This is a genomic window from Pseudomonas sp. S2_B10 (assembly GCF_054668425.1).
In genome coordinates this window covers 2,716,962-2,738,472 of record NZ_CP162768.1, presented here as the reverse complement: position 1 = coordinate 2,738,472, position 21,511 = coordinate 2,716,962, and the positions used below count along the sequence as shown (strand labels likewise).

Genomic DNA, 21,511 nt, shown 5'->3' with positions numbered 1-21,511 from the left:
ACGCAGAGCGTCACTGGATGCATTCCCACGCGGAGCGTGGGAACGATCCTGATTCGTCAGACCAACTCTTTCAGCCGATGCCACAACATCCCCAACGCCAACAACGGTGAGCGCAAGTGCTTGCCGCCGGGGAAGGTGATGTGCGGCACCTGGGCGAACAGATCAAAGCCGCCGCCATGCTGCCCGCTGATCGCCTCGGCCAGCAGCTTGCCGGCCAAGTGCGTGGCATTCACCCCATGCCCGGAATAGGCCTGGGCGTAATACACATTCGGCTGGTCGACGAGCCGGCCAATCTGCGGCAAGCGGTTGGCACCGATGCCGATCATCCCGCCCCACTGATAATCGATTTTCACCCCGGCCAGTTGCGGGAACACTTCAAGCATCTTCGGTTTCATATAGGCGCCGATGTCTTTCGGATCGCGCCCTGAATAATGGCAGGCGCCACCAAACAACAAACGTCGATCCGCCGAGAGCCGGTAGTAATCGAGCGCCACCCGCTGGTCGCAGACCGCCATGTTCTGCGGCAGCAGGTTGTGCGCCTGCTCTGCGCTCAGCGGCTCGGTGGCGATGATGTAGCTGCCGGCGGGCAGGACCTTGCCGCTCAGTTGCGGGTTGAGGTCATGGAGATAGGCATTGCAGCCCAACACCAGAGTCTTCGCCCGCACCGAGCCTAGCGCGGTGTGCACCTTCACTTCGGGGCCGTAATCGATGCGCGTCACTGCCGATTGCTCGAACAATTGCACGCCCAGTTGCTGCGCCGCTGCCGCTTCGCCCAGCGCCAGATTCAGCGGGTGCAGATGCCCGGAGCCCATGTCGATCAAGCCGCCGACATAGCGTTTGGAGCCGACCACAGTGTGCATTTCACTGGCCTGCAACAGACGGGTTTCGTAGCGATAACCCAGGCTGCGGAGTTCTTCGGCATCTTCGGCAAAACCGTCGAGATCGGAAGGCTTGTTGGCGAGGTCGCAGTAGCCCCAGGTCAGGTCGCAGGCAATGCCGAAACGCTCAACGCGCCGACGGACAATCTCCACCGCTTCCAGGCCCATGAGTTTCATCTCGCGCACGCCCTCGGCACCGATGACATTGGCGAACTGGTCAAGGCCGTGACCGACACCGCGAATCAACTGCCCGCCGTTGCGACCGCTGGCGCCCCAGCCGATCCGGTGCGCTTCCAGCAACACTACGCTGAAACCGCGTTCGGCCAGTTCCAGCGCCGTGTTCAACCCGGAAAAGCCACCGCCGACCACGCAGACATCCGCCACCACCTCGCCTTGCAGCACGGGATGGTCAGGCTGCGGCAGGCTGCTGGCGGCGTAATAAGAGGCAACGTGGGGTTGGCTCGCGGTGGTCGGGGCGCGGGCGGTCATGGGCATCATCCAACGGCTGAGTGTCGAGAAAATTTGACGGAGCATAAGCCGCGCGCCCGAACGTGGGCAACATCGGTCGGCCTGCGGTGTCTGGATCCGGACTTTTGCGGCACAATCATCAGCCCGCCACTTTGGTCACCGTTTCGATGAGCTGCAACAGTCAGAAAATCCGCACCCTGCGTCAGCAGATCCCCACGTTCGACTGCGTGCCGGGCTGCCACGACTGCTGCGGCCCGGTGACCACGTCGCCCGAGGAAATGGCCCGGCTGCCGCGCAAATCCCGCGCCGAGCAGGATGCCGCGCTGGAAGAACTCAACTGTGTGCACCTGGGGCCGAATGGCTGCACGGTGTATGAAGAGCGGCCGCTGATCTGTCGATTGTTTGGTACGACCAAGACCCTGCCGTGCCCGAACGAGCGGCGGCCGGTGGAGTTGATACATCCACGGGTCGAGAAGCAGATTTTCGAGTACATGGCGGCGAATCGGCAGGTGTTGGTTTAAGTGATCGTTCCCACGCTCTGCGTGGGAATGCCTCTTCGGACGCTCCGCGTTCGGCCTTTGGGACGCAGAGCGTCCCGGGCTGCATTCCCACGCAGAGCATGGGAACGATCATTGCGGTAATCAGTCCGGAATCGGCAGGCACAGGCTCTCTTTCACCTCTTCCATGACGATATAGCTCTTCGATTCACGCACATGCGGCAGCTTCAACAGAATGTCGCCGAGCAGTTTGCGGTACGAGGCCATCTCGGAAATCCGCGCTTTCACCAGATAGTCGAAATCCCCTGACACCAAATGGCACTCCAGCACATGCGGCAGCTTCAGCACCGCGCGTCTGAATTCTTCGAATGTGTCGCCGGATTTGTAGTCGAGGCTGATCTCGACGAACACCAGCAGGCTACCCTTCAAATGCTGGGGATTGAGCCGGGCGTTGTAGCCCATGATGATCCCCTCGCGCTCCAGGCGCCGCACGCGCTCGGTGCAGGGCGTGGTCGAGAGACCGACCTTTTCCCCGAGTTCGGTGAAGGAAATCCGCCCGTCCGCCTGCAGGATGCGCAGGATGTTGCGGTCGATCTTGTCCAGCTCACGTTTGGTCTGAGTGTTGGTACGCATAGGGGATGCGCCTCCGTGAAAAGGGTTTTTGCCGAGAATTGTCGCCAAATATAGGCGCTTATATAGTGAAAAGCACTGGCATTTCTTTTTTACACTGCGCCCATCATTGCTCTAACAAACAGTTCGGCGAAAAGCCGCGATGAGGGATTGAAAATGCGCGTCATGGTCTTGGGTAGCGGCGTCATCGGTACCGCCAGTGCTTACTATCTGGCCCGTGCCGGGTTTGAAGTGGTGGTGGTCGACCGGCAGCCTGCTGCGGCCATGGAGACCAGTTTCGCCAACGCCGGCCAAGTCTCGCCGGGTTACGCCTCGCCGTGGGCTGCGCCGGGCGTGCCGCTCAAGGCCATCAAGTGGTTGCTGCAACGCCATGCGCCATTGGCGATCAAGGCCACCGCTGATATCGACCAATACCTGTGGATGGCGCAAATGCTGCGCAACTGCACCGCCAGCCGTTACGCGGTGAACAAGGAGCGCATGGTGCGTCTGTCCGAGTACAGCCGCGACTGCCTCGATGAATTGCGCGCCGAAACCGGTATCGCCTACGAAGGCCGCAGCCTCGGCACCACGCAGTTGTTCCGTACTCAGGCGCAACTGGATAACGCCGCCAAAGACATCGCCGTGCTGAAAGAATCCGGCGTGCCCTTTGAAGTCCTCGACCGCGCCGGCATCGCCCGCGTCGAACCGGCTCTGGCAGGCGTGACTGACATTCTCGCTGGCGCGCTGCGTCTGCCCAATGACCAGACCGGCGACTGCCAGATGTTCACCACGCGCCTCGCCGAAATGGCGCGCAAGCTCGGCGTGGAATTCCGTTTCGGCCAGGACATCCAGAAGCTCGATTACGCCGGTGATCGCATCAACGGCGTGTGGATCGACGGCAAGCTGGAAACCGCTGACCGCTACGTACTGGCGCTGGGCAGCTACTCGCCGCAGTTGCTCAAGCCGCTGGGCATCAAGGCCCCGGTGTATCCGCTCAAGGGCTACTCGCTGACCGTGCCGATCACCAACCCGGACATGGCGCCGACCTCGACCATTCTCGACGAGACCTACAAGGTCGCGATCACCCGCTTCGACAACCGCATCCGCGTCGGCGGCATGGCCGAGATCGCCGGTTTTGACCTGTCGCTGAACCCGCGCCGGCGCGAAACCCTGGAGATGATCGTCAACGACCTTTATCCTCAGGGCGGCAATCTGGCCGAAGCGAGTTTCTGGACCGGCCTGCGCCCGACCACGCCGGACGGTACGCCGATCGTTGGCGCCACGCCGTTCAAGAATCTGTTCCTCAACACCGGTCACGGCACGCTCGGCTGGACCATGGCCTGCGGTTCCGGCCGTTTGCTCGCCGACCTGATGGCGAAGAAAAAGCCGCAGATCAGCGCCGAAGGCCTCGATATTTCCCGTTACGGCAACCAGACCCAGGAGTCCGCAAAACATGTCAATCCAGCGCCAGCTCACCAATGAGCGCATGAGTCAGATCGTCAGCCACAACGGCACCGTGTATCTGGCCGGGCAGGTCGGCGACGACTTTGACGCCGGAATTGAACAGCAGACCCGCGAGGTGCTCGCCAATATCGAGCGCCTGCTCGATCTGGCCGGGACGGACAAGCAGCATCTGTTGTCGGCGACGATCTACCTGAACGACATTGAAGCGCACTTCGCCGGGATGAACGCGGTGTGGGACCAGTGGCTGCCAAAAGGCGCCGCACCGGCCCGTGCCACCGTCGAAGCGAAGATGGCCAAGCCAAGCATTCTGGTGGAGATATCCATCGTCGCCGCGCTGCCATAACGTTTTACAGATCCCTCTCCCGGTGCTGTTGGCGGTTCACGTCGTCAGTCAGCGCCGGTTTTTCTTCCCATGACCGCCCAGAAGTCTGCCGCCATGCGTCCTGCCCGTGCCCTGATCGACCTTCAAGCCCTGCGCCACAACTACCGAATTGCCCGCGAAGTCACCGGCGCCAAGGCGCTCGCCGTGATCAAGGCGGACGCCTACGGCCATGGCGCGGTGCTTTGCGCCCAGGCGCTGGAAGCCGAGGCTGACGGGTTTGCGGTGGCCTGCATTGAAGAAGCACTGGAGCTGCGTTCCGCCGGGATTCGCGCACCGGTTTTGCTGCTGGAAGGCTTCTTCGAAGCTGACGAGCTGGCGTTGATCGTCGAGCATGATTTCTGGTGCGTGGTGCATTCGCTGTGGCAGCTCGAAGCGATCGAGCAGGCGGTGCTGAGCAAACCGATCACGGTGTGGCTCAAGCTCGATTCCGGCATGCATCGCGTCGGCCTGCATCCGAAAGATTATCCGGCGGCCTATCAACGTCTGCTGGCCAGCGGCAAAGTCGCGAAAATCGTGTTGATGAGCCACTTCGCCCGCGCCGATGAACTGCATGCGCAAAGCAGCGCCGAGCAGGTCGCGGTGTTCGAAGCGGCGCGTCAGGGTCTGGCGGCGGAAGTCAGCCTACGCAACTCGCCAGCCGTGCTCGGTTGGCCAGAAATCCAAAGCGACTGGGTACGCCCGGGCATCATGCTCTACGGCGCGACCCCCTTCGAAGAAGTCAACGCCGTGGCCGAACGCCTGCAACCGGTGATGACCCTCGAATCGAAAGTCATCAGCGTGCGTGAATTGCCGGCCGGCGAACCGATCGGTTATGGCGCCAGATTCATCACCGACAAGCCGATGCGCATCGGGGTGGTCGCCATGGGTTACGCCGACGGTTACCCGCGTCAGGCGCCGACCGGCACGCCGGTGCTGGTGGCCGGCAAACTCAGCCGCCTGCTGGGGCGTGTGTCGATGGACATGCTCTGCATCGACCTGACCGACATACCGGAAGCGGGCCTCGGTTCCAACGTCGAACTGTGGGGCAAAAACATCCTCGCCAGCGATGTGGCGAAGTGGGCCGATACCATCCCGTATCAGATCTTCTGCAACCTGAAACGTGTGCCAAGGCTCTATTCCGAGGGTTGACGCCGCTGCGGGGGCCAAGTGTTGTAAATACTGAACGCTGTCGCCATGATAACGCTCAATATTCTTACAACATCAGGAGGCTCCCGCCTTGGACGTCGGTGAACGACTGCAATCGATCCGCAAGCTCAAAGGGCTTTCCCAGCGTGAACTCGCCAAACGCGCGGGCGTCACCAACAGCACCATTTCGATGATCGAAAAGAACAGCGTCAGCCCATCGATCAGTTCGCTGAGAAAGGTGCTCGGCGGCATTCCCATGTCGATGGTCGAGTTCTTTTCCGAAGAGATCCTGCAGGACCAGCCGACCCAGATCGTCTACAAGGCCAATGAGCTGATCGACATCTCCGACGGCGCCGTGACCATGAAACTGGTCGGCCGCGCCCACCCGAGCCGCGCCATCGCCTTCCTCAACGAAATCTATCCGCCGGGCGCCGACACTGGCGAAGAAATGCTCACCCACGAGGGCGAGGAAACTGGAATTCTGGTCGAAGGCCGCCTCGAACTGGTGGTGGGTCTGGAAACTTTTATCCTCGAAGCCGGCGACAGCTACTATTTTGAAAGTACCAAGCCGCATCGTTTCCGTAACCCGTTCGACGTGCCGGCGCGACTAATCAGCGCAGCCACGCCGGCGAATTTCTAAGCAGAAGGCGCCAAGCCAATACGGCAAAGGCCCCAGAACCATTTTACCGATGGGCAACAAGACCCCTCTAACCATGGGGTTGTTTCAGTACGGCGGCCTACCCGCTATACTTGCGCCCGCCTGCGAACCGTGGCCGCAGGCGTGAATAGCCACCATTGAGGGTGAACGCGTGAACCTAATTATGAAAATGCTGGCCGCACCAGCAACCGTACTGGCCCTCTGGGCTGTCAGCGCTCAAGCTGCGACAAATGACGACATCGCCAAGCGCCTCGAGCCCGTCGGCCAGGTGTGTGTTCAAGGGCAGGAATGCAAGGGTATGGAAGTGGCTGCTACCGCTGGCGGTGGCGGGGGAGCAAAGGCCCCTAAAGACGTGATCGCCAAGCACTGCAACGCTTGTCACGGCACGGGCCTGCTCGGCGCGCCGAAGATCGGCGACAAGGCAGCCTGGAAGGAGCGGGCCGATCATCAGGGTGGTCTGGACGGCATCCTCGCCAAGGCCATCACCGGCATCAACGCCATGCCGCCAAAAGGCACCTGCGCCGATTGCTCCGATGAAGAGCTCAAGGGCGCGATCAAAGAGATGTCCGGTCTGTAATCAGCGCCGGCTTTGAAAAAACCGTCTTCGGACGGTTTTTTTGTGTCTGTGGTTTCTGGTTTCCGATTCATTCAGGCCCTGATCCCTCCAAACCAAACACTGTCCTTTGCAGCAAACTCAAGGCAATCTCGGTCTACCCCTATCAATAGAACGGGCGGGAGGCTTCAGATGGTGCAGTTGTGTTCGATCGAACAGGCGGTGGACGACGTGCTGGCGCGTTTGCCTGCGCACATCCACATGGGCCTGCCGCTGGGGTTGGGCAAGCCGAATCACTTCGTTAACGCGCTATACCGGCGCATCAAGGACCTGCCCGAGCGGCAGCTGACGATCTATACCGCGCTGTGCCTCGGTCGGCCGAATCTGGGCGATGGGTTGCAGAAGCGCTTTATCGAGCCTTTCATCGAACGCGTGTTTGGTGATTATCCGGAGTTTGATTTTCTCGCCGATCTCCAGCATGACAGCCTGCCCGCCAACATCCGAATCCAACAGTTCTTCATGCAGCCGGGCAGTCTGCTCAACAGCGCGCCGGCGCAGCAGGATTACGTCAGCAGCAATTACAGCCATGCTGCCCGCGACATCAATGCGGCGGGCCTGAACCTTGTGGCGCAACTGCTGGCCAGCAACAGTGAGCATCCCGATCGTCTGAGCCTGAGCTGCAACCCGGACATCACCCTCGACCTGCTGCCGATGATCGCCAAGCGCCGCGAAGCGGGGGAGACCATTGTGCTGGTCGGCCAGGTCCATACGGATCTGCCGTACATGCCCGGCGATGCGGAAGTCGATATCGACACGTTTGATCTGCTGATCGACGAAAAGGACAGCAGCACGCTGTTTTCCACGCCGAATATGCCGGTGGGCTTTCAGGATCATTTCATTGGCTTGCACGCCAGTGCGCTGGTGCGCGATGGCGGTACATTGCAAATTGGTATCGGCTCGATGGGGGATGCGTTGACTGCTGCGCTACTCGCGCGGCAGGCCGATAACGCCGGCTATCAGGCGGTGCTCGATGACATCAACCTCAGCCAATGGGCGCAATTGATTCAGCGCGAGGGCGGCACCGCGCCATTTGCCAAAGGCCTCTACGGTTGCAGCGAGATGTTCGTCAACGGGCTGCTGGTTTTGGCGGATGCCGGGATCATCCGGCGCAAGGTCTATCCGGATGTGCCGACCCAAGAGCAGGCCAACGCCGGCAGCCTAGATGAAGCGGCACAGCCTGACGGTATCTGCGTCCACGGCGGCTTCTTCCTCGGCCCGCGCAGCTTTTATGAACGGCTGCGCGAGTTGCCGCAAAGCAAGCTGCTGGAATTCAACATGACCCGTATCAGCTACATCAACGAGCTGTACGGCCAGGAAGAGCTCAAGCGCTTGCAGCGCATCGATGCGCGCTTCATCAACACCGTGTTCACCATGACTCTGCTCGGCGCCGGCGTGGCTGATCAATTGGCAGACGGACGCGTGCTCAGCGGGGTTGGCGGCCAGTACAACTTTGTTGCTCAGGGCCATGCGCTGGAGGGCGCGCGATCGATGTTGATCCTGCGCAGCTGGCGCGAATCGGGCGGCGAGGTCAGTTCCAATATCGTCTGGGACTACGGCCACTGCACGATCCCGCGGCACCTGCGCGACATCGTCGTCACCGAGTACGGCATCGCCGACCTGCGCGGTAAGTCCGACGCGGCGGTGATTGAAGCGCTGCTCAATATCAGCGATTCGCGCTTCCAGCCGGGGCTGATCGAACAGGCGCAGAAAGTCGGCAAGCTGCCAAAGGATTTCCGTATCGATCCACGGTTTGCCGATAACACACCGCAACGCTTGCAGGCGATTGCCGCGCGACATCCGAACCTGTTTCCGGAGTATCCGCTGGGCTGTGATTTCACTGTGATCGAACGGGATCTGCTGCGGGCGCTGAACTGGCTGAAGAGCAAGTTCAAGCTGACGGAGATTCTGGAATTGGGCAAGGCAGCGCTGGATGCGCCGGAGGCCTCAACGTTCCCGGAACACCTTGAGCGGATGCAGCTGACCAATCCGGAAGGTCTCAAGGAAGACCTGTTCCAGCGCTTGCTGCTCACCGGTCTGAAAGCCACCGCGCAATAACTGACCACCCCGGAACCCACTGTGGGAGCGAGCCTGCTCGCGAAAGCGGTGTGTCATTCACTCAACAGGGTGACTGACACAATGCATTCGCGAGCAGGCTCGCTCCCACAGGGGTAACTCGGTGCCGCTGGTTACTCGATGAAGGTAACGACGCCATCCTTCAGCGATTGCACCCGGGCCAGGGACTCAACGCGGTAGCCCTGCGAGTCCAGTTCGGCGCGGCCGCCCTGGAACGACTTCTCGATGACGATGCCCAGACCGGCAACGGTGGCGCCGGCCTGTTTGATGATCGAGATCAGCGCTTGCGAGGCCTTACCGTTGGCCAGGAAGTCGTCGATGATCAGCACGCGGTCGCTGCTGGTCAGGTGGCGCGGGGAGATGGCCACGGTGCTTTCGGTCTTCTTGGTGAACGAGTAGACGGTCGCCGAGAGCAGGTTTTCAGTCAGGGTCAGCGACTGTTGCTTGCGGGCGAAGATCACCGGCACGCCGAGGTTCAGACCGGTCATGATCGCCGGGGCGATGCCTGAGGCCTCGATGGTGACGATCTTGGTGATCCCGGAATCCTTGAACAGCGCGGCGAATTCGTCACCGATGAGCTTCATCAGGGCCGGGTCGATCTGGTGGTTCAGGAAAGCGTCGACTTTCAGGACCTGATCGGAAAGCACGATGCCTTCTTCGCGGATTTTTTTGTGCAGTGCTTCCACAACAGCTTCCTCTGTTGGCGCGATGGGCGCCGAAGGTAGATTAAAAAGTAGTCGATTCTAGCGCTTTAACATCGCGCGTATATCGGCCAATGCGCTATTGCCACGCACGGCTTTGACTTCAGTCGGGGTGTCGTCGTTGCCTTCCCAGGCCAGATCGTCCGGCGGCAGCTCATCCAGAAAGCGACTCGGCGCGCAGTCGATGATTTCACCGTACTGCTTGCGCTTGGCAGCGAAGGTGAATGCCAGGGTCTGGCGGGCGCGGGTGATGCCCACATAGGCCAGGCGACGCTCTTCTTCGATGGTGTCGGCTTCGATGCTGGAACGATGCGGGAGGATTTCCTCTTCCATGCCCATGATGAACACGTAGGGAAATTCCAGCCCTTTGGACGCATGCAGCGTCATCATCTGCACACCTTCGGCACCGTCCTCTTCTTCCTGCTGGCGCTCGAGCATGTCACGCAGCACCAGTTTGCCGATGGCGTCTTCGACGGTCATTTCGCCGTCTTCGTCTTTCTCGAGGGTGTTTTTCAACGCCTCGATCAGGAACCAGACGTTGCCCATGCGGTAGTCCGCCGCCTTGTCGCTGGAGCTGTTGGTGCGCAGCCAGTTCTCGTAGTCGATGTCCATGACCATGCTGCGCAGCGCAGAGATCGGATCTTCGCCGGCGCACTGCTCGCGGACCTTGTCCATGAAGCGCTTGAAGCGCGCCAGGCGATCGGTGAAGCGGCTGTCGAGATGTTCGCCCAGGCCAATTTCGTCGGTGGCGGCGTACATCGAGATCTTGCGTTCGGTAGCGTAGTTACCGAGCTTTTCCAGGGTGGTCGAGCCGATCTCGCGGCGTGGCACGTTGATCACGCGCAGGAAGGCGTTGTCGTCATCCGGATTGACGATCAGGCGGAAGTAGGCCATCAGGTCCTTCACTTCCTGACGACCGAAGAAGCTGTTGCCGCCGCTCAGGCGATACGGCACCTGGTGGTGTTGCAGCTTCAATTCGATCAGCTTGGCCTGGTAGTTACCGCGATAGAGAATCGCAAAATCGCTGTACGGGCGGTCGGTGCGCAAATGCAGGCTGAGGATTTCCATCGCCACGCGCTCGGCTTCGGCGTCCTCGTTGCGGCAGCGGATCACGCGGATCTCGTCGCCGTGGCCCATCTCGCTCCACAGCTGTTTTTCGAATTCGTGCGGGTTGTTCGAGATCAGCACGTTGGCGCAGCGCAGGATGCGGCTGGTGGAGCGGTAGTTCTGCTCCAGCATCACCACTTTCAAGGACGGATAGTCGTCCTTGAGCAGCATCAGGTTTTCCGGGCGCGCGCCACGCCAGGCATAGATCGACTGGTCGTCGTCGCCGACCACGGTGAACTGGTTGCGCTTGCCGATGAGCATCTTCACCAACAGATACTGGCTGGCGTTGGTGTCCTGGTATTCGTCGACGAGCAGGTACCGCACCTTGTTCTGCCACTTTTCGAGAATGTCGGCGTGTTCTTCGAAGAGCTTTACCGGCAGCAGGATCAGGTCATCGAAGTCCACCGCGTTGAACGCCTTGAGCGTGCGCTGGTAGTGGGTGTAGACGATCGCGGCGGTCTGTTCCTTGGGATTGCGCGCGTTTTCCAGGGCCTGGGCGGGCAGGATCAGGTCGTTTTTCCAGGCGCCGATCATGTTCTTGATCTCGTCGACGCCGTCGTCGCCTGCGTATTCCTTCTGCATGATGTCGGTCATCAGGGCTTTGACGTCGGTCTCGTCGAAGATCGAGAAACCGGGTTTGTAGCCCAGCCGCGCATGCTCCTTGCGGATAATGTTCAAGCCCAGGTTGTGGAAGGTGCAGACGGTCAGGCCGCGTCCTTCGCCGGCACGCAACAGGGTGCCGACCCGCTCTTTCATTTCGCGCGCTGCCTTGTTGGTAAAGGTCATGGCGACGATGTACTGGGCGCGGATGCCGCAGTTCTGAATCAGGTGCGCGATCTTGCGCGTGATCACGCTGGTCTTGCCGGAGCCAGCACCGGCGAGCACCAATAGAGGGCCGCCGACGTAGTTCACGGCTTCTTGCTGCCGGGGATTGAGTCGGGACATACGAAAATTCGGGAGTCGTTGACGAAATGGGCCGGCATTTTAACAGGCTCAGCGATTTGTGCTGCTCTGTCCGACTTGTGACGCAACACGCGATTCAAATTTGCCGGTTTTGTTACTTTCACGCAGGATGCGCGGGGATTTTGCGGCTAATGTTCTCATTCGTGACACAAAATAACGTTTCGATGCCGTTGTCATCAGACAACGCATTGGTCATTGTTCAGCACACCGGCATAATGCCCCGCCTACATCATTGCAGAGTCTAGGGAGTCAGCTTGTCTACGCCTGTCGAACCCTTGCGTTTGCTGCTACTGGCCGAAGAGCCAGCGTGGACAGCGTTGTTGCGTGAGTGTCTGGCTCCGATGGGGAGCGCGGCGGTGCTGATCAGTGCGCCGAACTGGGATTCGGTCAGCCGCCTGTTCGAGGACAACCGCCACGCGGTACTGCTGACCCTGCCAGCGTTGCAACCGCCGCCCGGGCGTTGCAGCCTGCCGACCGTTCTGCTGCTGGAGCACGAACCGGCCACTGCGCCGGTCGGTGTCAGCGACTGGCTGGTGTTCGACGCTCTCGACGCCGGCATGCTCCAGCGCTGCCTGCGCCATGTGCGCGAGCGCGGCGTGCTGGAAAACACTCTTCAGCGCCTCGCCGAACAGGACCCGCTGACTGGCATCGCCAATCGCCAGGGCTTTCAGACCCTGCTTACTGCGCGTCTTGCCGAGGGCGACGGGCGCGGTCTCGCCCTCGGCCATCTTGATCTCGACAATTTTCGCCATGCCAACGACGCCCTCGGGCATCAGGCCGGCGATCGCTTGATCCTGCAAGTCGTCGCGCGGCTGAAAAGTCAGCTGGAGGCCGGCGATCAACTGGCACGGCTGGGCAGCGATGAATTCGCTCTGCTGATCGATACCCGCCGCGCGCCGCAACGCGCCGAGTGGATGGCCGAACGCATCACTGAGGCGTTGGCCGAACCTTATTGGGTCGACGGCGAGAGCCTGCTGATCGGCTCCAGCCTTGGCATCGCCCATGCCCGCGCCAATGGCGGTGCCGATCCACTGATGTGGCACGCGCACATCGCCATGCAGCAGGCCAAGAGCACACAGGGCTGCACCTTTCATATCTTCAACGAACGCATCAATCGCAACGCACGAAGCATGGCCGACCTCGAAAGCGAACTGCGCCGGGCTTTGCGCCGCGATGAGCTGGAACTGCATTACCAGCCACGCCTGAATCTTGAAGACGGCCAGATTGTCGGCCTCGAAGCGCTGGTGCGCTGGCGTCATGGCGAGCGCGGTCTGTTGCCACCGAGCGAGTTCGTCCCGCTGGCCGAGCAGAGCGGTCTGATCGTGCCATTGGGTTACTGGGTGATTTCTCGCGCCTTGCGCGATATGCAGGCTTTGCGCGAGCAGGGGCTGCCGGCGCTGCACATGGCGATCAACCTGTCGTTCCGCCAGTTTCAGGACAGCCAGTTGCTGCCGACACTCAGCCGTCTGATTGCCGAGCGCGGCGTCGAGGCGCAGTGGCTGGAATTCGAACTGACCGAAACCGCGGTAATGCGGCGCAGCGATCTGGTCAAACAGACCATGGATGCTCTCGGCCGCCTCGGCGTGCGCTTCTCCCTGGACGATTTCGGCACCGGGTTTTCATCATTCGTGCACCTCAACAGCCTGCCCATCACCTTGCTGAAGATCGACAAGAGTTTTGTCGGCGGCATGGAACAGCGCGAAGAGAACCGCAAACTGGTGCACGCGATGATCAACCTTGCGCACAACCTGCATCTGGAAGTGGTCGCCGAGGGCGTCGAAACGCCGGAGCAGCTGGAATTGTTGCGCGGGTTCGGCTGCGATCAGGTGCAGGGTTATCTGATCAGCCGGCCGTTGCCGTTGGATGAGCTGGTGGAATATCTGACCTCGGGATCGAACCAGCAGCCGGCTTTGGAAATCGTCGGTTGATCACGATTGTTGCGGCCGGCACAAATCCCCGTGGGAGCGAGCCTGCTCGCGAAGGCGTTATGTCAGCTGAATGATCTGGGCCTGACACTCGGTCTTCGCGAGCAGGCTCGCTCCCACAAAGGAAAACCTCATTCGGCCTGGGGGATGTTGAAACCTTGAGCTTGCGGCTCGCGCCGAATCATCCGCTGCATCTTCCATTCGAACGCCAGCGTCAGGCTCACCGCCGCGCACGCCAGGCCCAACGCCAGACCCCACCAGACACCCGTCGGCCCCCAGTTGAGGTGGAACGCCATCCACCACGCCGCCGGTGCGCCAATCAGCCAATAGCAAGCCAGCCCGACCAGAAATGTGGTTTTGGCATCCTTGAGCCCGCGAATACAGCCCATGGCAATCGTCTGCGTGCCGTCGAACAGCTCGAACCACGCCGCTACGGCCAGCAGGCTCACCGCCAGACGGATCACCTCGGCAAACGCCGGGTCATTATGGTCCAGGAACAGGCCGACCAACTGGTTCGGCCACAGCCAGAACACCAGGGCGAAGCCGAGCATCACCACGGCGCCGAAAGCGATACCGACACGCCCGGACATCCGTGCATCGACCAGTTGCCCGGCGCCGTAGTGTTGGCCGACGCGCATGGTGATGGCATAGGACATCCCGGCCGGGACCATGAAGGCCACCGACACGATCTGCAGGGCGATCTGATGCGCACCCATTTGCGTACTGCCCATGGTGCCCATGCACAACGCGGCAAAGGCAAACAGCCCGACTTCCACCGCATAGGTGCCGCCAATCGGCAGGCCCAGGCGCCAGAGTTCTTTCAGGTATTGCCGGTTCGGCCGCGACAGACCGGCGCGCAACGGATAAGCGTCATAAGCCGGATGCCGACGGATATGCCATGCCAGCGCCAGTGCCATGCAGTTGGCGACAATCGCCGTGACCAGACCGATGCCGGTCAGACCCAACTGCGGCAGGCCGAACATGCCGGTGATCAGCGCGTAGTTGAGCAGGAAGTTGGCCACCGTGCCGGCGAGGCTGATGACCATCACTGGCGTCGCCCGGCCGATTGCACTGGTAAAGCCGCGCAGAGCCATGAAGCTCAGATAACCGGGCAGGGCGAAAGGCAGGGCGATGAGGAATTGCCCGGCGGCGTTGACGTTGGTTTCGGTCTGGCCAAACAGCAGCAACACAGGTTTGAGGTTCCACATCAGCAGCCCGGCGCCGAGGGCCATCAGCCACGCCAGCCACAACCCGGCCTGCGTCAGCCGCGCCGCGCCGATGATGTCGCCGGCACCCTGACGGATCGCCACCAGTGTGCCGACCGCTGCAATCACGCCGATGCAGAAAATCGACACGAACGAGTAGCTCGCCGCACCGAGGCCGCCACCGGCCAGCGCTTCGGGACTGAGGCGCGCCATCATCAGGGTGTCGGTGAGCACCATCAGCATGTGCGCCAACTGCGAAGCAATCAGCGGCCCCGCCAGCCGCAGAATGGCCCAGAGTTCGGTACGCACAGGATGCTGCATGGTCATCACCACCCAAATATCAGAGGAAGCAGAAGAGCGTCGATTCTCGGCGCTTGGCAGGCTTTGCACAAAGGGATAAAAAGGATGGGTGGCATGATTAATACTCATCCTGAAACGTACCCGCCGGATTGGCTATATCCCCGCTACTGGAGCTTTTTGTATGTCCCGACGCCTTCCGCCGTTGTACGCCCTGCGCGCATTCGAAGCGGCAGCGCGACACAGCTCGTTCACCCGCGCGGCGGAAGAATTGTCGATCACCCAGAGCGCGGTCAGTCGGCACATGCGCACCCTTGAAGAACACTTCGCCTGCCGGCTGTTTCATCGCAGCGGGCGCAACCTGCAACTGACCGAATCGGCACGGCTGCTGCTACCCGGAATCCGCGAAGGCTTCGCCGCCCTTGAGCGCGCCTGCAATACCTTGCGTGCCGAGGACGACATCCTGCGCATGAAAGCGCCATCGACCCTGACCATGCGTTGGCTACTGGCGCGGTTGAGTCGCTTCCGCCATTTGCAGCCGGGCAATGAGGTGCAACTGACCAGCGCATGGATGGATATCGATTCGGTGGACTTCAACAATGAACCGTTCGATTGCGCGGTGTTGCTCAGTGACGGGCATTTCCCGCCGGACTGGGAAGCGAGCCTGCTGTTTCCCGAGGAATTGATCCCGGTCGGTGCGCCGAACCTGCTCAATGATCAACCTTGGGACGTAGCGCGTCTGGCGACCGCCGAACTGCTGCACCCGACCCCCGATCGCCGCGACTGGCGCAGTTGGCTGGAGCGCATGGGCCTGTCCGATCAGGTCTCGCTCAAGGGTGGGCAAGTGTTCGATACGCTGGAGCTGGGCATGATCGCGGCGGCGCGCGGCTACGGCGTTTCGATGGGTGATCTGTTGATGGTTGCCGAAGATGTTGCGCAGGGGCGCTTGAGCCTGCCGTGGCCAACGGCCGTCGCCAGTGGCCTGAATTATTACCTGGTCTGGCCGAAACCGCGTCCGGGAGGTGAACGTTTGCGCCGCCTCAGCGATTTTCTGCAGAGCGAAGCCCGCGCCATGCAATTGCCGGCGGTAGAGCGCTTGAGCTGAAACGTTCGAGCCGGCACAATGCCATCACTGCGATATACCCACGCAATGCGCTCAAGTATTCGGTTTTACCGCCGACTACGAGCTTGTGGAACCGTCGTGCCGGTTTCGCGCTACACCCCACTATTAGAATGTTTTCCGGGCAATTACCGCGATCAAGGAGGATTCGGTGGCTCGGCCAGGAGCTGTTCATGTCTCAACCTCGTGCTCGGATCGCCTCGCAGCTGGGCCTTGCCCTTGCTGTGATACTGGCGATAGTCATCAGCGGCAGTACGGTGTTCGCCTTGCGTTCGCTGGATTCCGCCAACCTCGCCACCCGTGAAGAGCATCTGGCCAGTGAGGCCCGGCTGCTGGCCGATCAACTGAGTACCTTCCACGGTACGCTGCGCGAAAGCACCCTGCGCCTGAGCGGTCTGTTCGAAAAACGCTTCGGCAGTGGCCTGAGTGTGCACCCCGATCAGCCAGTGACCGTGGCCGGCGTGCAGACCCCGGGTCTGCATCTGGGCAACGAAGTGCTGAACAACAACTTCAAGGAAGTTGACGAGTTCAAGCAGATGACTGCCGGTGTGGCCACGGTATTCGTGCGCAGCGGCGAAGACTTCATTCGCGTCAGCACCAACGTCAGCAAGCAGGACGGCACCCGTGCCATCGGCACCGTGCTCGATCATGCCAACCCGGCCTACGCGAAGTTGATGGCAGGGCAGAGTTATGTCGGCCGCTCGTTGCTGTTCGAGCGCTACTACATGTCGCAGTACACACCGGTGCGCGATGCGGGCGGCAAGATCATCGCCGTGTTGTATGTAGGTTTCGATTACACCGACGCGCAGAACGCGCAGTTCGCCAATCTCAAGCGCTTCCGCATTGGCAAGACCGGCTCGCTGGCCCTGCTCGACGAGCAGAACAAATGGCTGGTGCCGATTGCCGGCGTCGAAAACCTGGATCAAGCCGCCCCGACCATCAACAACCTGGTGAAAACCCCGGGCAAGGGTGAGTTCTGGAGCGACAAGGGCGAGGACTTCTACAGCATCGCCGTGCCGTTTGAAGGTGGTCCGTGGTCGGTGGTGGCGAGCATGCCGAAAGCCGAGATCCGCGCGGTGACCTGGAGCGTCGGTACGCAACTGGCGATCGGCAGCCTGCTGGCGATGTTGCTTGCGGTCGGTTCCGTGGTCTGGCTGCTGCGCAGCAAACTCGCGCCGTTGGGCGATCTGGTGCGTCAGGCTGAGGCCTTGGGTGCTGGTGATCTGAGCGTGCGTCTGAACGTATCGAGCCACGATGAAATCGGGCAGCTGTCCCGCGCGTTCAACCAGATGAGCCAGGCGCTGTCGACCATGGTCGAGCACATCCGCCGCGCTTCGGAAGAGGTCAATAGCCGTGCGCAGGCGCTGTCCGGTTTGTCCGGTGGTGCTTACGAAGGCATGGAGCAACAGTCGGGCGAAATCACCAGCATGGCCGGCGCCGTGGAAGAGTTCAGCGCGACGTCGTTGAACATCGCCGACAACATGGGCGCGACTCAGCGCCTGGCGCAGGAAAACGCTCAGCAAACGCAGATCGGCCGCAGCTCGATGGAAGAAGCGTCGTCGTCGCTGGAGCAGATCGCCGGTGCGCTGAACAGCACCGCCAGCGTGATCAACACGCTGGGGCAGCGCTCTCAGGAAATCGGCGGAATTGTCGGTGTGATCACCTCGATCGCCGAGCAGACCAACCTGCTGGCACTCAACGCTGCCATCGAAGCCGCGCGTGCCGGTGAACAAGGTCGCGGTTTTGCCGTGGTCGCGGACGAAGTGCGCAGCCTCGCCTCGCGTACCCGTCAGGCGACCGATGAAATCTCCAGCATGATCCACAGCATCCAACAGGAAACCGGCAACGCGATCAGCACTATGGAACAGGGCAACGTGCTGATGCAGGAAGGCCTGTCGCGCAACGCCAATGTCGCCTCGGCGCTGGCGCGGATTGACGAGCAGAGCCGTTCGGCAGGCCAGCAGTTTGCTGCGATCACCACCGCCACTCAGGAACAAAGCAGCACTGCGACGTTGCTGAGCAGCAATTTGCAGAGCATCGCCTTGGCCAACAGCGAGCAGCGTGAGGTGGTGTCGAACCTGGCTGTCACCGCGAAAGAGCTGGAGAAGCTGGCGGCGGATCTGCGTTCCGAGGTTGACCGCTTCCGTTGATGCATCTTTGAAACAGCTATCGCGAGCAGGCTCGCTCCCACAGTAGTCGGCGTAATTCACAAATATTGTGAAGGCCCGATGTCCCTGTGGGAGCGAGCCTGCTCGCGAATGCTTTTCTCCCACCGCTTCTTTACACTTGCTGAAACGTTTCCGCAGCGCTATAAAAATGGCACAACTCCAATAAAGGCTGCTGCCATGACCCCGCTCAAACTCCTCGTCGCCCTCGGCGCATTCTCTGCCGCTTCTCATGCCATGGCTTGGGACTATGTCCTGCTCGACGCCAACACTCCGGCAAAAAACCGGACGATCACCAGTGAGCAACTCGGTGTAAAAACCGCCAAACCGTTTTCCGTGACCTTGCGTACTCTGCATGGCGGTCGTCAGGAGGGCGTCAGCATCGTCGACATCGATAACGGCACGATGAAACTCTCGGTGGTGCCAACCCGTGGCATGAACGTGTTGCAGGCTTCGGTGGGCGACGTGCGCATGGGCTGGGATTCGCCGGTCAAGGACGTGGTCAACCCAGCGTTCATCGAACTCAACGGTCGCGGTGGTCTGGGCTGGCTGGAAGGCTTCAATGAGCTGGTCACCCGTTGCGGTTACGAGTGGGTTGGCCATCCCGGCATGGACAACGGCGAACTGCTGACCCTGCACGGTCGCGCCGCCAACATCCCGGCCAGCACCGTCACTTTGCACATCGACGAGAAGCCGCCGTATGCCATCACGCTGCGTGGCGAGCTGAAAGAGCAGGCATTCAAGAAAGTCGATTTCTCGGTAGCGACCGAACTGGTCACCGAACCGGGCAGCGCAAGCTTCGCCCTTAACGACACTCTGACCAACAACGGCGACTATGCGAAGGAATATCAGGCGCTGTATCACAGCAATTTCAGCACGCCGTTTCTTGAGCAAGGGGCAAAATTCGCTGCGCCGGTGAAGCAGGTATCGCCGTTCAACGACAAGGCCAAGGGTGACCTGCCCGACTGGCAGACCTATCGCGCGCCAACCAAGGACTACGACGAAACTGTCTACAACGTCGTGCCTTACGCCGACGCCAAGGGCGACACCTTGACTGTGTTGCACAACAAGGCCGGTAGTCTCGGCGTATCCGTTGGCTTCAACACCGAGCAGTTGCCGGTGTTCTCGCTGTGGAAAAACACCGACACCCAGGGGCAGGGCTACGTCACCGGGCTGGAGCCGGGAACCAGTTTTTCCTATAACCGTCGCTATCAGCGGCCGTTGAATCTGGTGCCGACCATCGCCCCAAAACAGCACAAGCAGTTCCAGATCAGCTACAGCCTGTTGGCGGATAAAGCTGCGGTGGATAACGCCTTGAAGCGCGTGACCGAGATTCAGGCCGGGCGTGATACCGAAGTGCGCCAGACGCCGCTGGTTGATCTGACCGAGCATTAAGGTGTCGCCGGCCGGTATTGCAGTGCCTCGGCCAAGTGTTCGCGCTTGATTGCATCGACTTGCTCGAGGTCTGCCAGAGTGCGGGCGACCTTGAGCAGGCGATGGGCCGAGCGCAGCGAAAGCGTCAGCCGTTCACAGGCTGATTCCAGCCATGTCTCATCGGCTGTGGATAACTTGCAGTGCCGCTTCAATCCCGGCAGATCGAGAAACGCATTGGCACAGCCCTGACGCTTCTGCTGTCGTTCGCGAGCCTCGGCCACCAAAGCCGCAGCGCTGGCGCTGTTTTCGCCGGGCTTGGCTGCCGGATTCAACGCGGTTGCCTCCCGCGCCACGGTCAGGTGCAGATCGATACGATCCAGCAGCGGCCCTGACAGCTTGTTGCGATAGCGTTGGACCATATCCGGTGTGCACGAGCATTTGCCGCTGGGTTCGCCAAGATATCCACAGGGGCACGGATTCATCGCGGCAACCAATTGAAATCGCGCGGGGAAACGTACGCGATCCTTGGCCCGCGCGATGACGATATGTCCCGACTCCAAAGGCTCGCGTAAAACTTCCAACACCTTGCGATCAAACTCAGGCAACTCATCGAGAAACAGCACGCCATGGTGGGCGAGGGTGATCTCGCCGGGTTGCGGTTTCGAGCTGCCACCGACCAATGCCGGCCCTGAAGCCGAATGGTGCGGTTGCCTGAACGGCCGCTGCGGCCAGTGAGTCAAGGGAACCCCGCTGGCGACCGATTGAATCGCTGCCACTTCCAGCGCCTCGCATTCGGATAGCGGCGGCAGTAATCCTGGCAGACGACTGGCCAGCAGCGTCTTGCCAGTTCCCGGAGGCCCGCTGAACAACAAGTTGTGCGCCCCCGCTGCGGCAATCAGCAGTGCGCGCTTTGCGGCTGTTTGACCCTGCACTTCGTTGAGGTCGGGATAGGGCTTGGCAGCGTGCATCAAACCATCGGAAACGTAAGGCTCGACCGGCGTGTGCCCATTGAAATGCGCCACCGCTTCCAGCAAATGATCGACCGCAAACACCTTGAGCCCGGATGCCAGGCACGCCTCTTCTGCATTCGCTCGAGGCACCACCAGCGCCCGCCCGGCCTTGCGCGCCGCCAGTGCCGCCGGCAGCACACCACGCACCGGCCGCACGGCACCCGACAGCGCCAACTCACCCAGACATTCCACCTCGTCCAGGGTCAGGCAGGGCACCTGCACACTCGCCGACAGAATCCCCAAGGCAATCGCCAGATCAAACCGCCCGCCATCCTTGGGCAGGTCCGCCGGCGCCAGATTCAAGGTGATCCGCCGCGCCGGAAATTGCAGTCCGGAATTGATGATCGCGCTGCGTACGCGATCCTTGCTCTCCTTCACCGCCGCTTCAGGCAGGCCGACCATGGTCAGCGACGGCAGACCGTTGGCCAGATGGACTTCGACGGTAACAGCGGGGGCTTCCACGCCAATCTGGGCGCGACTGTGGACAATGGAGAGGGACATGGTCGTTCCTTGAGCTGAATCGGGGAGCCGCTTCCTGCGGGTTTTTGAAGGGTAGTTGAGCCGGGTTTCAGTGCTGAAATAGAGGTTTACAAGACGTATCCAGACCCGATGGGCTGTCACTGCTTGCCTGAATTAGAGCGTTGACTCTCGCCCGGCATTGAAGGATCATCCCATTCGAGGACTGCAACTGCGCATTCGTCGGGACTGGGCACCAGCAAAAGCTCCCCCGCATTTTTGGCAGCAGAGAAAGCTGGTTTCTCTGAAGTAGTGACGACGGGCTAGCCTGTCGGATTCTGAACCCAAGGCTGTAAAGCCCGGAGCTAAAGAATCGCTGCGACTACTCCTCAAAAAATACTTAAAAGGCGTCCATCGGACG

The 21,511-nt window shown here is 61.0% G+C and carries 17 protein-coding genes; 11 read left to right on the top strand and 6 right to left on the bottom strand.

Annotated features, from left to right (window positions below):
- Positions 1–56: 56 nt before the first annotated feature.
- A complete protein-coding gene (locus AB4O45_RS12355; RefSeq protein ID WP_460161445.1) occupies positions 57–1,367 on the bottom strand; it encodes an NAD(P)/FAD-dependent oxidoreductase in 1,311 nt (436 codons plus the stop codon).
- Between the two features lie 146 nt (positions 1,368–1,513).
- Between AB4O45_RS12355 and AB4O45_RS12350 the strand changes: the two genes are divergently transcribed.
- Entirely contained in the window at positions 1,514–1,867 is a 354-nt protein-coding gene (locus AB4O45_RS12350) for a YkgJ family cysteine cluster protein (RefSeq protein ID WP_041476668.1), read from the top strand.
- Positions 1,868–1,987: 120 nt separating this feature from the next.
- Here the strand turns inward: AB4O45_RS12350 and AB4O45_RS12345 are convergent, their stop codons facing one another.
- On the bottom strand, positions 1,988–2,476 hold the full coding sequence (locus AB4O45_RS12345; protein ID WP_010465173.1) for an Lrp/AsnC ligand binding domain-containing protein: 489 nt from the start codon (positions 2,474–2,476) through the stop codon (positions 1,988–1,990).
- A gap of 153 nt (positions 2,477–2,629) precedes the next feature.
- On the opposite strand from AB4O45_RS12345, the gene dadA reads away from it, so the two are divergent.
- The 6 genes from dadA (at position 2,630) to AB4O45_RS12315 (ending at position 8,749) form a co-directional block, all read left to right on the top strand.
- A complete protein-coding gene (dadA, locus tag AB4O45_RS12340; protein WP_122506211.1) occupies positions 2,630–3,934 on the top strand; it encodes a D-amino acid dehydrogenase in 1,305 nt (434 codons plus the stop codon).
- Positions 3,906–4,259, top strand: a complete 354-nt coding sequence (locus AB4O45_RS12335) for a RidA family protein (protein ID WP_041476645.1) — start codon at positions 3,906–3,908, stop codon at positions 4,257–4,259. The genes dadA and AB4O45_RS12335 overlap by 29 nt, the downstream gene beginning before the upstream one ends.
- A 93-nt stretch (positions 4,260–4,352) precedes the next feature.
- Entirely contained in the window at positions 4,353–5,426 is a 1,074-nt protein-coding gene (gene alr, locus AB4O45_RS12330) for an alanine racemase (RefSeq protein ID WP_041476646.1), read from the top strand.
- A gap of 88 nt (positions 5,427–5,514) precedes the next feature.
- Positions 5,515–6,063, top strand: a complete 549-nt coding sequence (locus tag AB4O45_RS12325) for a cupin domain-containing protein (RefSeq protein ID WP_016772566.1) — start codon at positions 5,515–5,517, stop codon at positions 6,061–6,063.
- A gap of 181 nt (positions 6,064–6,244) precedes the next feature.
- A complete protein-coding gene (locus AB4O45_RS12320) occupies positions 6,245–6,658 on the top strand; it encodes a c-type cytochrome (RefSeq protein WP_039757383.1) in 414 nt (137 codons plus the stop codon).
- A 168-nt stretch (positions 6,659–6,826) separates the two neighbouring features.
- The gene (locus tag AB4O45_RS12315) at positions 6,827–8,749 is read left to right on the top strand and encodes an acetyl-CoA hydrolase/transferase C-terminal domain-containing protein (protein ID WP_460161444.1); all 1,923 of its coding nucleotides are present in this window, start codon (positions 6,827–6,829) and stop codon (positions 8,747–8,749) included.
- Positions 8,750–8,880: 131 nt separating this feature from the next.
- Here AB4O45_RS12315 and AB4O45_RS12310 read toward each other — a convergent pair whose 3' ends face one another.
- The gene (locus tag AB4O45_RS12310) at positions 8,881–9,453 is read right to left on the bottom strand and encodes a xanthine phosphoribosyltransferase (protein ID WP_016772573.1); all 573 of its coding nucleotides are present in this window, start codon (positions 9,451–9,453) and stop codon (positions 8,881–8,883) included.
- A 57-nt stretch (positions 9,454–9,510) separates the two neighbouring features.
- The gene (gene rep, locus AB4O45_RS12305) at positions 9,511–11,520 is read right to left on the bottom strand and encodes a DNA helicase Rep (protein WP_016772574.1); all 2,010 of its coding nucleotides are present in this window, start codon (positions 11,518–11,520) and stop codon (positions 9,511–9,513) included.
- 272 nt (positions 11,521–11,792) lie between these two features.
- On the opposite strand from rep, the gene AB4O45_RS12300 reads away from it, so the two are divergent.
- Positions 11,793–13,466: a putative bifunctional diguanylate cyclase/phosphodiesterase gene (locus AB4O45_RS12300; RefSeq protein ID WP_056791613.1), complete on the top strand. Its 1,674-nt coding sequence runs from the start codon at positions 11,793–11,795 to the stop codon at positions 13,464–13,466.
- A 128-nt stretch (positions 13,467–13,594) separates the two neighbouring features.
- Here AB4O45_RS12300 and AB4O45_RS12295 read toward each other — a convergent pair whose 3' ends face one another.
- The gene (locus tag AB4O45_RS12295; protein ID WP_095181248.1) at positions 13,595–14,989 is read right to left on the bottom strand and encodes a NorM family multidrug efflux MATE transporter; all 1,395 of its coding nucleotides are present in this window, start codon (positions 14,987–14,989) and stop codon (positions 13,595–13,597) included.
- 160 nt (positions 14,990–15,149) lie between these two features.
- Here AB4O45_RS12295 and AB4O45_RS12290 point away from each other — a divergent pair, with 160 nt between their 5' ends.
- The 3 genes from AB4O45_RS12290 (at position 15,150) to AB4O45_RS12280 (ending at position 19,645) form a co-directional block, all read left to right on the top strand.
- The gene (locus tag AB4O45_RS12290) at positions 15,150–16,070 is read left to right on the top strand and encodes a LysR substrate-binding domain-containing protein (RefSeq protein ID WP_460161443.1); all 921 of its coding nucleotides are present in this window, start codon (positions 15,150–15,152) and stop codon (positions 16,068–16,070) included.
- A 188-nt stretch (positions 16,071–16,258) separates the two neighbouring features.
- A complete protein-coding gene (locus tag AB4O45_RS12285) occupies positions 16,259–18,235 on the top strand; it encodes a methyl-accepting chemotaxis protein (protein ID WP_016772578.1) in 1,977 nt (658 codons plus the stop codon).
- A gap of 195 nt (positions 18,236–18,430) precedes the next feature.
- A complete protein-coding gene (locus AB4O45_RS12280; protein WP_460161442.1) occupies positions 18,431–19,645 on the top strand; it encodes an aldose 1-epimerase family protein in 1,215 nt (404 codons plus the stop codon).
- On the opposite strand, the gene AB4O45_RS12275 is transcribed toward AB4O45_RS12280, so the two are convergent.
- Positions 19,642–21,135 (bottom strand): YifB family Mg chelatase-like AAA ATPase, encoded by a 1,494-nt coding sequence (locus AB4O45_RS12275; RefSeq protein ID WP_095181251.1) that lies wholly within the window; start codon positions 21,133–21,135, stop codon positions 19,642–19,644. The two genes, AB4O45_RS12280 and AB4O45_RS12275, sit on opposite strands and share 4 nt — an antisense overlap.
- Between the last annotated feature and the right edge of the window lie 376 nt (positions 21,136–21,511).